At 51.7% G+C, this 14,489-nt stretch carries 11 protein-coding genes; 10 read left to right on the top strand and 1 reads right to left on the bottom strand.

Annotated features, from left to right (window positions below; all coding sequences use genetic code 11):
* Nucleotides 1-174: 174 nt before the first annotated feature.
* The 8 genes from argC to L6H65_RS01600 all read left to right on the top strand — a co-directional run bounded on the left by argC (nt 175) and on the right by L6H65_RS01600 (nt 10,591).
* Nucleotides 175-1,224 (top strand): N-acetyl-gamma-glutamyl-phosphate reductase, encoded by a 1,050-nt coding sequence (gene argC, locus L6H65_RS01635; RefSeq protein ID WP_236338570.1) that lies wholly within the window; start codon nt 175-177, stop codon nt 1,222-1,224.
* 80 nt (nt 1,225-1,304) lie between these two features.
* Nucleotides 1,305-2,546, top strand: coding sequence for a bifunctional ornithine acetyltransferase/N-acetylglutamate synthase (gene argJ, locus L6H65_RS01630; protein WP_290370282.1), 1,242 nt, complete (start codon nt 1,305-1,307; stop codon nt 2,544-2,546).
* A gap of 33 nt (nt 2,547-2,579) precedes the next feature.
* On the top strand, nt 2,580-3,368 hold the full coding sequence (gene argB / locus L6H65_RS01625) for an acetylglutamate kinase (RefSeq protein ID WP_236338569.1): 789 nt from the start codon (nt 2,580-2,582) through the stop codon (nt 3,366-3,368).
* Nucleotides 3,369-3,386: 18 nt separating this feature from the next.
* On the top strand, nt 3,387-4,607 hold the full coding sequence (argD, locus tag L6H65_RS01620; RefSeq protein WP_236338831.1) for an acetylornithine transaminase: 1,221 nt from the start codon (nt 3,387-3,389) through the stop codon (nt 4,605-4,607).
* A 23-nt stretch (nt 4,608-4,630) separates the two neighbouring features.
* Entirely contained in the window at nt 4,631-5,587 is a 957-nt protein-coding gene (gene argF, locus L6H65_RS01615) for an ornithine carbamoyltransferase (protein ID WP_236338568.1), read from the top strand.
* A 32-nt stretch (nt 5,588-5,619) separates the two neighbouring features.
* Nucleotides 5,620-6,855: an argininosuccinate synthase gene (locus L6H65_RS01610; RefSeq protein WP_236338566.1), complete on the top strand. Its 1,236-nt coding sequence runs from the start codon at nt 5,620-5,622 to the stop codon at nt 6,853-6,855.
* 379 nt (nt 6,856-7,234) lie between these two features.
* A complete protein-coding gene (gene argH, locus L6H65_RS01605; RefSeq protein ID WP_236338564.1) occupies nt 7,235-8,650 on the top strand; it encodes an argininosuccinate lyase in 1,416 nt (471 codons plus the stop codon).
* A gap of 759 nt (nt 8,651-9,409) precedes the next feature.
* Nucleotides 9,410-10,591, top strand: a complete 1,182-nt coding sequence (locus L6H65_RS01600) for an IS256 family transposase (RefSeq protein ID WP_236338563.1) — start codon at nt 9,410-9,412, stop codon at nt 10,589-10,591.
* A gap of 522 nt (nt 10,592-11,113) precedes the next feature.
* Here the strand turns inward: L6H65_RS01600 and L6H65_RS01595 are convergent.
* Nucleotides 11,114-12,613 carry a VanW family protein gene (locus tag L6H65_RS01595; protein ID WP_236338562.1) on the bottom strand — a complete coding sequence of 500 codons (1,500 nt, stop codon included), beginning with the start codon at nt 12,611-12,613 and terminating at the stop codon, nt 11,114-11,116.
* Nucleotides 12,614-12,892: 279 nt separating this feature from the next.
* On the opposite strand from L6H65_RS01595, the gene ftsE reads away from it, so the two are divergent.
* On the top strand, nt 12,893-13,579 hold the full coding sequence (gene ftsE / locus L6H65_RS01590) for a cell division ATP-binding protein FtsE (RefSeq protein ID WP_236338561.1): 687 nt from the start codon (nt 12,893-12,895) through the stop codon (nt 13,577-13,579).
* Nucleotides 13,569-14,486 (top strand): permease-like cell division protein FtsX, encoded by a 918-nt coding sequence (ftsX, locus tag L6H65_RS01585; RefSeq protein WP_236338560.1) that lies wholly within the window; start codon nt 13,569-13,571, stop codon nt 14,484-14,486. Before ftsE ends, ftsX begins: the two co-directional genes overlap by 11 nt.
* Nucleotides 14,487-14,489: the final 3 nt, after the last annotated feature.

Genomic DNA, 14,489 nt, shown 5'->3' with positions numbered 1-14,489 from the left:
TCGCAGCTGCCAGTACACAGTGCGCGCGCTGCATGGACAGCGGTCATCATTTTATCATTGAATTTATATTAATTGAAATGTATAATAATACATCAGGCAACAAGCTATTTCTTCTATCCCTTCGTTCGTGTAAAATGGATAGTTAGGAAGTTATCGGATGGGAGAGGAACATCAATGAATTCTAAAGTGAATGTTGCGATTATCGGCTCCACCGGTTATGGCGGTGTTGAGCTCATTCGGCTGTTAGCCAGCCACCCTGGGGTTGAAGTGACATCTGTGACTTCGTCATCAGCTGCAGGCTCGCCAATCGCGGAAGGCTACCCGCATTTAACTGAAATACGTACGGATTTGCTGGATGACGTCGATGCGGCGCTCATCAAGAGCAAGGCCGACGTTGTATTTATAGCGACACCTGCAGGCATTGCCTCAAAGCTAGTGCCCTCTCTGCTGGAAGCGGGGCTTAAAGTGATTGATATCTCGGGTGATTTGCGTCTGAAGTCACGTGAGCTGTATCAGACCTGGTACAAGAAGGAGGCTGCGGAGCAGCAGTATCTTGATCAAGCGGTATACGGATTGGCCGAGGTATACGGCGAAGCGGTGCGCGGCGTTGACCTTATCTCCAACCCAGGCTGTTTCCCTACTGCAACCTTGCTGGGTCTTATACCGGCTGTGAAAGCAGGCTATATCGATCCATCCACGATTATTATCGATGCGAAGTCCGGCGTTTCCGGAGCCGGCCGCGGCACAAGTCTGGGCACGCATTATGCGGAAATCAACGAGAACTTCAAGGCCTACAAAATCAACAAGCATCAGCATATTCCAGAGATCGAGCAGGTGCTTGGTGATGTGGCTGGCAAGCCGGTGGTCACGACGTTTACGACGCACCTGGTTCCGATGACACGCGGCATTATGAGCACGATGTATGCATCGGTTCAGGGCGGGTACAGCTCTGAGGATTTCGTTTCGCTATACCGCAATTATTATGAAGGACGCCGCTTCGTTCGTATTCGCAAGGATGGCACATGGCCGGCGACCAAAGAGGTATCGGGCTCCAACTATTGCGACATCGGCTTCTCCGTAGACGAGCGGACTGGTCGCGTTACCATTATTTCAGTTATAGATAATTTGGTTAAGGGAGCGGCTGGTCAGGCGATACAGAACCTGAATCTGATGATGGGCTGGGACGAGACGCTGGGATTGCAATTTGTGCCGATATATCCTTAATCCTTGAAGTGAAGTTAACGCGGAGACTGGCCATTTCATCATACATGTTATTTCTATAAAGAAGGAGACAAGATTGAACGATGGGACAAGGGAACATTGAAGCAGTCTTCTCGGTCGTGCCGGAGGGCTCGGTTACATCGCCCAAAGGCTTCAAGGCCGGAGGCTTGCACTGCGGTCTGAAGAAGACGACGCGCCATGATCTTGGCGCTATTGTTTGTGAGGTGCCTGCGGCGGCGGCTGGCGTCTATACGACGAATGTATTCCAGGCGGCTCCGATTCAGGTGACGCGGGAGAGCATCGGCGCAGGCGGAGTGCTGCGCGCTGTTATCGTGAACAGCGGCAATGCCAATGCTTGCACAGGCAAGCAAGGCGATGCCGATGCATATGAGATGCGGAGCGGCTTCGCTGAAGCGCTGGGCGTAGCGCCGGAGCATGTGGCTGTAGCTTCGACAGGCGTAATAGGCGAGCTGTTGAAGATGGACTGCGTTCGCAGCGGCATCGCAGAGCTGCCTGCGAAGCTGTCGACGAGCTACGGAGCGGCTGATGATTTCTGTCAGGCGATTCTGACCACGGATCTAGTGAAGAAGGAAGTATGCGTGTCGGTCACGATTGATGGGCAGACCGTTCATATAGCTGGCGCGTCGAAGGGGTCTGGCATGATTCACCCCAACATGGCAACGATGCTCGGATTTGTAACGACGGATGCCGCGATTGGCAGCGAGGCGCTGCATAAGCTGCTTCGCCAAGCGACAGACCTCACCTTCAACATGATTACAGTGGACGGCGACACGAGTACGAATGACATGCTTGTTGCGATGGCAAGCGGCCTTGCAGGCAACAGCGAGCTGACCGAGAGCCATCCCGACTGGGCTGCATTCGCGGCAGCGCTTCGCTATGTTTGCGAGGTGCTGGCGAAAGCGATTGCCCGTGATGGAGAAGGCGCAACGAAGCTTGTTGAGGTGCAGGTGCGGGGAGCGGAATCGGATGAAGCGGCTCAGGCCATCGCGAAAACAGTCATCGGCTCGTCGCTGGTGAAGTCCGCTGTGTTCGGCGCCGATGCCAACTGGGGGCGGATCATTGCCGCTGTCGGGCGGGCAGGCCAGCCTGTTAATCCGGAGACGGTGGATATTCGGTTGGGTGATATTGTGACGTTGGAGCAATCGCGTCCTGTCGTATTCGACGAAGACGCGGCGCTCGAATATTTGAAGGGCGATACAGTCGTTATTGGCGTTGACCTACATATGGGCGCGGGCAAAGCGACTGCTTGGGGCTGCGACTTGACGTATGATTATGTCCGCATTAACGCGGCATATCGGACGTAACGATACAGGATCGGATAAGGGGACGGAATAGATATGGAGCAACGGTTTGTCATGAAATGCGGCGGCAGCACGCTTGCAGCGCTGCCGGACTCTTTTTTTGCCGACCTGCGGGGATTGCAGGAGAGCGGTGTTAAGCCAGTCATCGTACATGGCGGCGGACCAGCAATCTCGGATACGTTGACGAAGCTTGGCATTGAGAGCGGATTCGTGAACGGATTGCGCAGGACGAGCGAGGAAGTGCTGGACGTTGTCGAGATGGTGCTCGCAGGACGGATTAATAAAGAGATTGTCCGCAAAATTCAACAGGGCGGCGCCAAGTCGCTCGGCTTGTCCGGCGTGGACGGACGGCTCATTACGGCGAAGCCGGTTGCCAATACAGCGGAAATCGGCTTTGTCGGCGACGTAACGGATGTCAATGCCGAGATCATCGAGGGTGTTATGGACATGGGGTATATCCCGGTCATCGCCCCAATCGGCATCGATGCGGCTGGGCAGCGTTATAACATCAATGCGGATACGGCGGCCGGCGCGGTCGCTTCTCATCTTGGGGTAGAGCGCATGATCGTTGTAACAGATGTGCCCGGCATTTTGAAAACAGTCGATGGCGAGAAGCGCGTGCTGCCCAGCGTAACAGTCGAGGAGATTGAAGCGATGATTGCAAGCGGCGAAATTTACGGCGGCATGATTCCTAAAGTTCGCGCGGCCATTCAATGCATACAAGGACAGGTTCGCGAGGTCATTATCGTCAATGGCGACGAGCCCAACGTCCTTAGCCGAGCGGTTCTTGAAGGCGGCATTGGCACACGCATTGTCCAAGCATGATTGGAGAGGTGATAGATGATGAGCGACAGTAATAAGGCGGCAAACGGGGCGAGGCAAGCTAGCGGCAGCTCACTGTTTCCGACCTATGCAAGATTCCCGCTAACCCTCGTCAAGGGCAAAGGAAGCTGGCTATGGGATGATCAGGGAAATAAATATTTGGATTTCATGAGCGGGATCGCGGTTACGAATTTGGGCCATGCGCCTGACCGAGTTAAAGAAGCGCTCGTGAAGCAGCTTGATGAGCTGTGGCATGTATCCAACCTGTTTCATATTCCGAATCAAGAAGCAGCAGGTCAACTGCTAACAGACAACAGCCCTGCGGATGCCGTGTTCTTCTGCAATTCTGGCGCAGAGGCGAATGAAGCGGCGATCAAGCTTGCAAGGCGTTATCATCAGAAGGTGATCGACAGCGGACGTTATGAGATCATTACATTCCAGCAGTCCTTCCACGGACGGACCTTGGCGACGCTGACGGCTACGGGACAGGATAAAGTCAAGGAAGGCTTCTCTCCGCTTCCGCAAGGCTTCATCACCGTGCCCTTGCACGATATTCCGGCGCTGGAATCCGCGATTACAGACAAGACAGCGGCGATTATGCTGGAGCTGATACAGGCTGAGGGCGGCATTCATGCTGTTGATCCTGCTTTCCTGCAGCACATATCCAAGCTGTGCCGGGACAATGGCATTCTGCTTATCATTGACGAGATCCAGACGGGGATGGGCCGTACCGGCAAGCTGTTCGCTTTTCAGCACTATGGCATAGAACCGGATATTTTCACCTTGGCAAAAGGACTCGGAAGCGGCTTTCCGGTAGGCGCCATGCTGGCGAAGGGGGCGCTTGTCGAAGCGTTCAGCGCAGGCAGCCATGGCTCGACCTTTGGCGGCACGCCAATCGCTACGGCAGCAGTGAAAGCGACCATCGAGACGATCGTAGACGACAAGCTCGCAGAGCGCGCGGCCGAAATGGGCGACTATCTGATGGAGCAGCTTCGCGAGAAGCTTGGGGGCCATCCGCTTGTGGAGGAAATCCGCGGCAGAGGACTTATCGTCGGCATTGCATGCAAGGAGCCGGTGGGAGATTTCATCAATGAAGGACAAAAGCGAGGATTGCTGGTCATAACAGCAGGACCGAATGTGATCCGTCTGCTTCCGAATCTGCTTGTTGCCCGCGAAGAAATTGATGAGGCTGTCGGCATACTGGCTTCGATGTTTGCGGAAAGAACAGCAGCGGCACAATAACGAGAGAAGGGAGTTTTGAATAGATGCAATCCATAATACATGAAGAGATGGCTCTGAATTTGAAGGGCCGCGATTTTCTCGCGCTGGTAGATTATAAGCCGGAGGAAGTACGCTACCTTATAGAGCTGGCGATCGCATTGAAGCAGAAGCAGAAGGCGGGGGAGGTTTATCACCCGCTGCAAGGAAAGACGCTTGGGATGATTTTCGAGAAATCTTCCACGCGTACCCGTGTTTCCTTCGAGGTTGGGATGTACCAGCTAGGCGGTCATGCGCTGTTTCTGAGCCGCAACGATCTGCAGATCGGACGGGGGGAGACGGTATGGGATACCGCGCAGACGCTGTCCCGTTACCTCGATGGCATCATGATCCGCACCTATGCGCATCGTACCGTCATCGAGCTTGCTCGTGGAGCGACTGTGCCTGTCATCAACGGACTGACGGATCTTTCCCACCCTTGCCAAGCGCTTGCCGACTATCAGACTGTGCTTGAGCATAAAGGCCGCCTTGAAGGGCTGAAGATCGCTTATATCGGCGATGGCAACAATATGGTGCATTCACTGCTTATGGGCGCTGCCAAGCTTGGCATGAACATGTCCGTCGCGACGCCTGAGGGCTATGAGCCGGACGAGGATATTGTTAGGCAGACGCGGGACAATGCCTCAGAGACAGGCTCGCAGATTCATATTTGCCGTGATCCTAAGGAAGCGGTAGCGGATGCGGATATCATTTATACGGACGTATGGGCCAGCATGGGCTTTGAAGCCGAGCAGAAGGATCGTGAAGTTGCGTTCGCGAACTACCAAGTGAACGAGGAGCTTATGAAATACGCGAAGAAGGACTATCTGTTCATGCACTGCCTCCCGGCGCACCGCGGGGAAGAAGTGAGCGAGGGTATCATTGACGGGAAGCAATCGATTATTTTCGACCAGGCTGAGAACCGTCTTCATGCGCAAAAAGCAATTATGGCAGCGATAATGTAATCATCATTCATATAAAGGAGCTTGAACGGAAGATGGCGAAGGAAAAAATCGTACTTGCATACTCGGGCGGTCTGGATACGTCCGTTATTCTCAAATGGCTGAAAGAAACCTATGATGCGGAAATTATTGCATTTACTGCTGATATCGGGCAAAAGGATGAGCTGGACGGCCTGGAGGCCAAAGCGCTCGCGACCGGCGCATCCAAAGTTTACATTGATGATTTGCGCGATGAGTTTGCACAGGATTTTATCTACCCGATGTTCCAGTCGGGCGCTCTGTATGAAGGGCAATACCTGCTGGGGACCTCGATTGCTCGTCCGCTGATCGCTAAGCGTATGGTAGACATAGCGCGCGCTGAAGGCGCGACGGCAATTGCGCATGGAGCAACGGGCAAAGGGAATGACCAAGTGCGCTTCGAGCTGACTGCAGCGGCGCTCGCACCGGACATTCAAGTTATCGCGCCATGGCGCAGCGAGCAATTCCGTGAGGAATTCCCTGGCCGTGCAGAGATGATCGCTTATGCGGAAAAGCATAACATTCCGGTACAAGCATCGGCTGCGAAGCCGTATTCCATGGACCGCAATCTGCTGCATATCAGCTTTGAGAGCGGGGTGCTTGAGGATCCGTGGTTCGATCCTAGCGCGGATTCCAATAAAGAAATGTTCGTTCTGAGCGTAGCTCCTGAGGATGCACCGGATCAGGCGGAATATATCGAGCTGACCTTTGAAGCGGGCAATTGTGTAGCCATCAACGGCGAGCAGCTCAGTCCGCTCGCAGTCATGGAGCAGCTGAATGAGCTTGGCGGCAAGCATGGCATCGGCCGTGTCGATATGGTGGAGAATCGTTTCGTTGGCATGAAGAGCCGCGGCGTATATGAAACTCCGGGCGGTTCCATTCTATTCACCGCACATCGCAAAATGGAATCCCTGACGATGGACCGCGAAGTGATGCATCTGCGTGATTCGCTGATCGCCAAATACGCAACGCTCGTTTACAATGGCTTCTGGTTCGCGCCGGAGCGTCTTGCGCTGCAAGCGCTCGTGACGGAAAGTCAGAAAAATGTCAGCGGTGTTGTCCGCTTGAAGCTGTACAAAGGAAATATTATTGGCGCAGGCGTCAAGAGTCCGGTCAGTCTGTACAATCCGGATATCGCAACAATGGAAGCAGATCCGTCTCAAGCGTACGATCAAGGCGATGCAACCGGCTTTATTCGTCTGAACGCGCTTCGTCTGAAAGTGTCCTCGGGAGTCGAGCAAAGCAAGAAATAATCGAAAGCTAACGCGCTTTCAAGCAGCTTGGTCGGGCTATTTCCCCAGGGAATGAGCCCGACCTGCGTTGTGTGGACATTAATTTGGTCGGAATGGACTCGATTTGCATTTTGTGAATACAGATCTGGATGAAAAGAACGCGACCTGCATGGTGGGAGGTTAGTCTAGAGGAATGAACGCGACCTGCATGGTGGGAGGTTAGTCTAGAGGAATGAACGCGACCTGCATGGCGCGGGGGCTATTCTAGAAGAAACAGACGCAACCTGCGGGGTGCGAGAAATGTCTGGATGGAATGAGCGCAACAGGCATTTATGCGAAGCTTTAGGCTAAATAGAATCCATTCTTTCAGGTGTGAAATGAATAAAGGGGTGTACCATAAGTGAGCAAATTGTGGGGCGGACGGTTTACGAAAAAAACCGACCAACTGGTTGAGGAATATACCGCGTCGATCATGTTTGACAAAGAGCTGGCAGAGGAAGACATTCAGGGCAGCGTGGCGCATGTGACGATGCTCGGCAAGCAGGGGATTCTGCCAGCAAATGATGTGGATACAATTAAGGATGGGCTTCATCGCGTGCTGCAGCGTATTAAGAGGAACGATATTGAATTCTCCATCTCCGATGAAGATATTCATATGAACATTGAGAAGACGCTGATCGATGATATTGGCCCAGTAGGGGGCAAGCTGCATACGGGACGGAGCCGCAATGATCAAGTGGCGACGGATATGCATTTGTATCTTCGTAAACGCGTTGTTGAATTCGTCGACCTGCTGCATAAGCTGCAAACTGCGCTTGTAGAGCAAGCCAAAGCGAATTTGGACACGATTCTGCCGGGCTATACGCATCTTCAACGTGCTCAACCGATTCTGTTCGCTCATCATATGATGGCCTATGTATCGATGTTTGGTCGTGATATTGAACGGCTGCAGGACAGCTACAAGCGAATTAATATGCTGCCGCTCGGAGCTGGCGCGCTAGCGGGAACAACTTTCCCGATTGACCGCCATTATGTAGCAAGCCAGCTGAAATTCGACCGTGTGTACGAGAACAGCCTTGATGCAGTAAGCGACCGCGACTTCATTCTGGAGTTTCTCTCTCATGCTTCGATATTGATGATGCATCTATCGCGTCTTAGTGAGGAGCTCATCATGTGGTCGAGTACAGAGTTTCATTTCGTCGAGTTGGACGATGCATTTTGTACAGGCAGCAGCATTATGCCGCAGAAGAAAAACCCGGACGTGCCGGAGCTTGTTCGCGGCAAGACGGGACGTGTATATGGCAATCTGATCGGATTGCTGACAGTGCTTAAATCGCTGCCGCTTGCGTACAACAAGGATATGCAGGAAGACAAGGAAGGCATGTTCGATACCGTTCGCACGCTGCAAGGAGCACTTCAATTATTCGCGCCGATGATCGCGACGATGAAGGTTGACAGGGATCGGATGCGCCAAGCTGTGAACCAGGATTTTTCCAATGCGACGGATATTGCAGATTTTCTCGTGGGCAAAGGGCTTCCTTTCCGCCAAGCGCATGAGGTCATCGGCAAGACTGTGCTGTATTGCATTCAGCAGGGGAAATATTTGCTGGATCTCACACTTGATGAGTTCAAGCAATTCTCGAAGCTGTTCGATGATAGCATCTTCACAGTGCTGCAGCCTGAGCAAGTTGTCAATGCTCGCAATGTGTACGGCGGAACTGCACGAGTTCAGGTCGAAGCGGCGATTTCTCGCGCTGAAGCGGAGCTTGGGCGGACGGCTGAATGGACAGTTGAATATATCGAGCGCAGCAGATAGGCGCAAACGAATACATGAAACCTCCGAATTCGCTTTTGCGACTTGGAGGTTTTTTTTGCATATTCAGAACTAAAATCGGAGTGTGGAACGAGCGCCGAATGATTCCCAATCACAATGTGGCATTGCGTAAACTATAAGAAGAGCGAAATCCGTCTAACACGCACGCGCTTGAGCAAAATCGAGCTGAAAGAAGGGGAGCCCGCTTAAACAAATCGGTTCCGCATATGAAAGAGGCATCGCATAAAGCTGTAAGAGGGAGAATTCGTCTAACAGCGCACATAAATGAGTGAAATCGAGCTGAGAAACGGAAAAACCTGCTTACAGAACGGTTCCGTACATGAAAGAGGCATCGCATAAAGCTGTAAGAGGGAGAATTCGTCTAACAGCGCACATAAATGAGTAAAATCGAGCTGAGAGACGGAAAAACCCGCTTACAGAACGGTTCCGCGCATGAAAGAGGCATCACATAAAGCTGTAAGAGGGAGAATTCGTCTAACAGCGCACATAAATGAGCGAAATCGAGCTGAGAAACGGAAAAACCTGCTTACAGAACGGTTCCGCACATGAAAGAGGCATCGCATAAAGCTGTAAGAAGGAGAATTCGTCTAACAGCGCACATAAATGAGCGAAAACGAGCTGAGGAACGGAAAAACCGATGGCGTAAAATTGTCTGTGTACCAAGATTTGTAGCCTAGTCGGGCAACAAAAAAGTAGGGTATCCTCAGGGGTGTCGAAGCCACCAGAGAAAGGACCCTACCGATGACTAATATACCCGAAAATGCACTCACTAATCTATTTGAAAATCTTGTTACGCAGTTCGTACAGGACAACCTCGAAAGCATCATGCGTGCGGAGATCGCTGCCTTCATGGAGTCAGACGAGTGCGATCGGCACAACAACCGCAACGGCTACTACAAGCGTACGCTACACACGAAATACGGCAACATGGAGGACCTCTCGGTCCCGCGGGATCGTAACGGTCAGTTTCAGACTCACGTCTTCGAACCGTACCAGCGACGTGACGGCTGGCTGGAGGAGGCCGTCATCCAAATGTACAAAAGCGGTATGGGTACCCGTGATGTGGCGCGCTTCATTGAGAGCATGTTCGGCAGCCACTATTCCCCGACCACGGTCAGCAACATTACCGCTACTGTACTCGAAGACATCAAAGTGTGGCAGGAGCGCCCACTCTCCAAGCGATTTTCCGTGATCTACTTAGACGGATTGTACGTCAAGCTCAAGCGCAGCACGGTAAGCGGCGAGGTCATCTACTTCGCCATGGGTATCGACGAGCACGGACATCGTCAGATCCTCGGTTTCTACGTCGGCGGCCAGGAGAGCTCGAACGGCTGGCGCGAGGTGTTGAAAGACCTCTATAGCCGCGGGGTCCAGGAAGTGCTGCTGGGCGTATTCGACGGCTTGCCGGGCTTGGACGAGGCTTTCCGAGAGACCTACCCAAAGGCAGATGTCCAGCATTGCATCGTGCACAAGGTCCGTGCGACCTTCCCAAAGATTCGGGTCGAGCACAAGACCGACGTCATCAACGATCTGAAGACGATCTACAACGCGGTCGACCACGACATGGCGCTTGCCGCCTTCGACACGGTGAAGTCCAAATGGGGCAAGCTCTACCCCAAGGAGATGAAGTCTTGGGAGAGCCAATTGTCGACTTTGCTGACGTTCTACAAATACCCAGCAGCGATTAAGAAGGCCATCTATACTTCGAATGCCATCGAGCGTATGAACAAGGAGTTTCGTAAGCGGCTCAAGCCTATGAACAGTTTAACGAACATGGATGCGGCCGAGAAAGTCGTCTACTTGCAGTGTATCGAGTATAACGATGTGTATGCAGAACGCGTCACACCAGGTTTCGGAGTAACGGAAGTCAAGAAAAAGCTTGCCGAAATGTTCGACGAACGCTACCCGCAGCCCGTTGAGTAACCAGTAATTACCGGAAATAGTGGGGGCTTTATCCCCCATCGGCAACATCGTCAGAACATTCGAACATCGCTTATTCCATCGTCCCGATGGATATCCCTACCGCCTTACACAAACTTCTTGACGCTACCGAAAAACCTGCTTACAGAACGCTTCCGCACATGAAAGAGGCATCGCATAAAGCTGTAAGAAGGAGAATTCGTCAAACAGCACACATAAATGAGTGAAATCGAGCTGAGAGTCAGAAAAACCAGAAAAACCAGGAAAACCAGGAAAACCTGAAGAAACCCGCTTGCAGAAAGGTTTTGCGATTAATTCTAGGATTCCCTAAAACTCTCCGTGACTCCGATGGCCCCACGACTCCCGTGATTCCTTGGCTCCCACGACTGTTCGTGACTTCCTGTGACTCCGGCCACGACTGTTTGTGACTCTCCGTGACTCCCACGACTGTTCGTGACTCTCCGTGACTCCCGTGGCCCCCACGCCTTCGTGATTCCTTAGGGCGGTTCCATAGTTGGACATCAGTCATTCTCCCCTTACACCGTCCTCCAGCAGCTGCTTTCGATTATTGGAGATGTCTTCTCCCTGTATCGCGCCTGGGCCTGAATGCTCGGGCGAAACACTGTAGAGAGTTGGTTGGGCTTTATACGTGTCGCGTGAAATTTTGGAGCGCGATATTTCCTTGCCATCTTGAAGCTTAATGCGGTACGTTTCGATTACATAGCCGGATTTGCCGGTTTTCATAAGCAGCCGTTGCCCTGCCGGAACCGTGGTGGAGGGGATTTCTTTGATCGGCGGCTCAATCACCTTTAAGGTTGTTGATTGGAGCTTATATTTCACATTTCGGGGCAGCGTCCCGAAAAGCTTCACTGTTAGCTTGCCGCCGCTAGCGGCTGTGCGAATAATGAGATGTTTGCCGGTCGTGTTCTTGAATCTGAAATTAATGGCGCCCTCTGCGAAGGTTGCATCCCGACCTTTGGGCAAATAAGAAACCGGAAGTGAATGATTGCGGCGCTCGACCATCTCAAGTCCGGCCAGCAGTGCCGCATTATAGAGTGTACTCGAAACCTGACAGATCCCGCCGCCAATACCGGGCACCAGCTCGCCGTTGAGGATAACGGGCGCTTCGCGGAAGCCGTATTTATCACGGGTCAGCTCAATCACTTTTCGATAATCAAACACATCATTAGGGGCAAGCTCCCAATCATGCAGCGTTCTCGCTACGATGCTCACATTATGGGCGCGGCCTTTGCCGCTTGAACTGAAATCTGTTGTGAATGAAGCGATCATTCGCTCAATGCCCTCGGATTGCAGCCGGCTTAGTGTGATTTCTGGATGAACGGTACGCAGAGGGAGAGTTGTGATGATATCCTTAGCAGCCGGAGATGCTCCCCATTGCGCGGTTGATGCTGCTTCCAGCGCCGTTTGGGCTTGAGCCAGCAATGAATTCATGTCCAGCCGATAAGCGTCTTGATGAGGCTTATAGACGACTTTATCATCAGAGGTGATGGTACGTGCTGCATTTGCCGGTTCATTCGCATCCAGCATGCCCCAGACGCTTCGCACCTGTTCGGCAAATCTTTTTTTGTCCCAGCGCATTTCTATGTTCAGCTTATTCGGAAAATGCCGCCTGTATTGCACTCTTTCCCACATACTGCCTGAACGGAGCTTGGAAATAAGGGCAGCAGCTTTCCTCGTATCGACACGAACACCCAGCTCAAATAAAGTCCAGGTCGCCGCCTGCTTGCTCCCTTTGGCTTGAACTGTAAACTGGAGGCTGTGCAGCGCATCGGCTCTCTTCTGGAGTTCGTCCAGCACAGCGTCAATTGTTAGGCCGCCTATAGCAAATGCTGCGTCGCTTCCAAGCGAGATCGAGCCTTCGCTGGCATTGCCGCCTTCCTGAAGCAGCAGCACTCCGTCAGGAACCGCATCACTATTCGCATACGCCCATAGCATTCTCCAAGCTATCAGTCCCAATAATAGCAGCAATGCTAATCCAATCCATACATAATGCGACCTTCTCAAGTTCATCATCACCCCTGTGCTGCGATTGTTACATATATATGCAGTCAAGAGTCCCCACCATGTTTTTTCTTATTTGGCGAAATAAATGTCTGTGCACTGATTATTTTTCGTCATTCATAACTCCGAACATTTGTCGAATAATGGCATGCATCTAGTACTAAAGTGACGAACTGTAACAACATGCGAATTATTAAAAATGAAGAAATTGGGGCCAAGGTAGAGGATTTAATGAGTTTCTGTCGAATTAAGAAAGGCTGACTATCTACAGGATGTGATAATGTGATTGAACTGCAAGACATATGGAAAACGTACGCGGATGGAACGCATGCTCTGCGCGGTGTTTCAGTTGTTATTGACCGCAATGAATTCGTGTACCTCGTTGGTCCGTCCGGGGCTGGAAAATCCACATTTATGAAGCTTATTTATCGCGAAGAAGTGCCCACGAAAGGCCAAATATCGGTGAATGGGTTTAATATAGGGAAACTCAAACCACGCAAAATACCTTATGTCAGGCGCAATATCGGCGTTATTTTCCAAGATTATCGGCTGCTTCCGAAGCTGAGCGCTTATGAGAATGTAGCATTCGCGATGGAAGTTATTGAAGCGCCGCGTCGAATCATTAAGAAGCGGACAATGGAAGTGCTGGAGCTTGTAGGCTTGCGGAATAAGCACAGCAGCCTGCCAGCGCAGCTATCAGGCGGCGAGCAGCAGCGTGTGGCCATAGCAAGAGCCATCGTCAACAATCCTGCTGTAATCGTAGCAGATGAGCCGACAGGCAATCTGGACCCAGAGACATCGTGGGGGATTATGAATTTATTGGAAGAAATTAATTTCCGGGGGACGACAATTGTTATGGCTACACATAACCGGGAAATCGTGAATACCCTTCGCAAGCGCGTCATTGCGATCGAGAACGGAATTATCGTTCGTGATGAAGCAAGAGGGGAGTACGGCTATGAAATTTAGCACCATTCTCCGCCATCTAAGGGAAGGCGTCTTGAATATTATTCGCAACGGCTGGATGTCCTTTGCCTCTATCAGCTCAATCGGAATTTCATTGTTTATACTCGGCGTCTTCATGCTGATGGCGCTTAATGTCAACATCATTGCAGATCAAATTGAAAGCCAAGTGGAAATTCGCGTGTACATGAAGCTCGATACGGAGCAGGCGAAGATTGATCAGCTGCAAACCGAGATCGGCAATATTCCAGAAGTGAGCAAGGTCACCTTCGTTCCGAAGGCTGAAGGAATCGAGCTTCTAAGGAAGAGCATTGGCGAAGACGGGGCAGAGCTTCTGGAAGGATTCAATGAGAGCAATAACCCGCTGCCAGATGCTTTCACGGTCGAAGTATATGAGCCGAAGAATATCGGATTCGTCGCCAAGAAGATCGGAGCCTTGAATATTGAGGATCAATCAAAGCCTATTACAGATATCAACTACGGCAAGGGTACGGTTGATTCTATCTTCAAAGTGACGGATGCGGTTCGCATTATCGGATTTGTTATTGTCGCTGGACTCGCGGTGATGGCCATATTCCTGATCTCCACTACGATCAAGATCACGATTTTGGCGCGGCGGCGTGAAATTGGCATTATGAAGCTTGTAGGCGCAACGAACAATTTTATCCGCTGGCCATTCTTCATAGAGGGTGCGCTAATTGGAATTATCGGCTCCGTTGCAACGGTTATTCTTTTATTTGTAGGCTATTCGCAGATTATTGGCGCATCCGAATATCAGCTGGGGCTGATGATGTTCCAACTCGTAACGCTCAAGGAAGTGAGCCTGATCGTATCGGTGCCGCTGCTCGCACTGGGGACGTTGATCGGCATTTGGGGCAGTATTTTATCCGTGCGCAGATATTTGAAAGTGTAGGTG

It is taken from the genome of Paenibacillus plantiphilus, assembly GCF_927798095.1.
GTDB lineage: Bacteria > Bacillota > Bacilli > Paenibacillales > Paenibacillaceae > Paenibacillus_Z > Paenibacillus_Z plantiphilus.
Note: the sequence above shows the minus strand (reverse complement) of the source record. Positions and strands in the feature narration are given on the sequence as shown.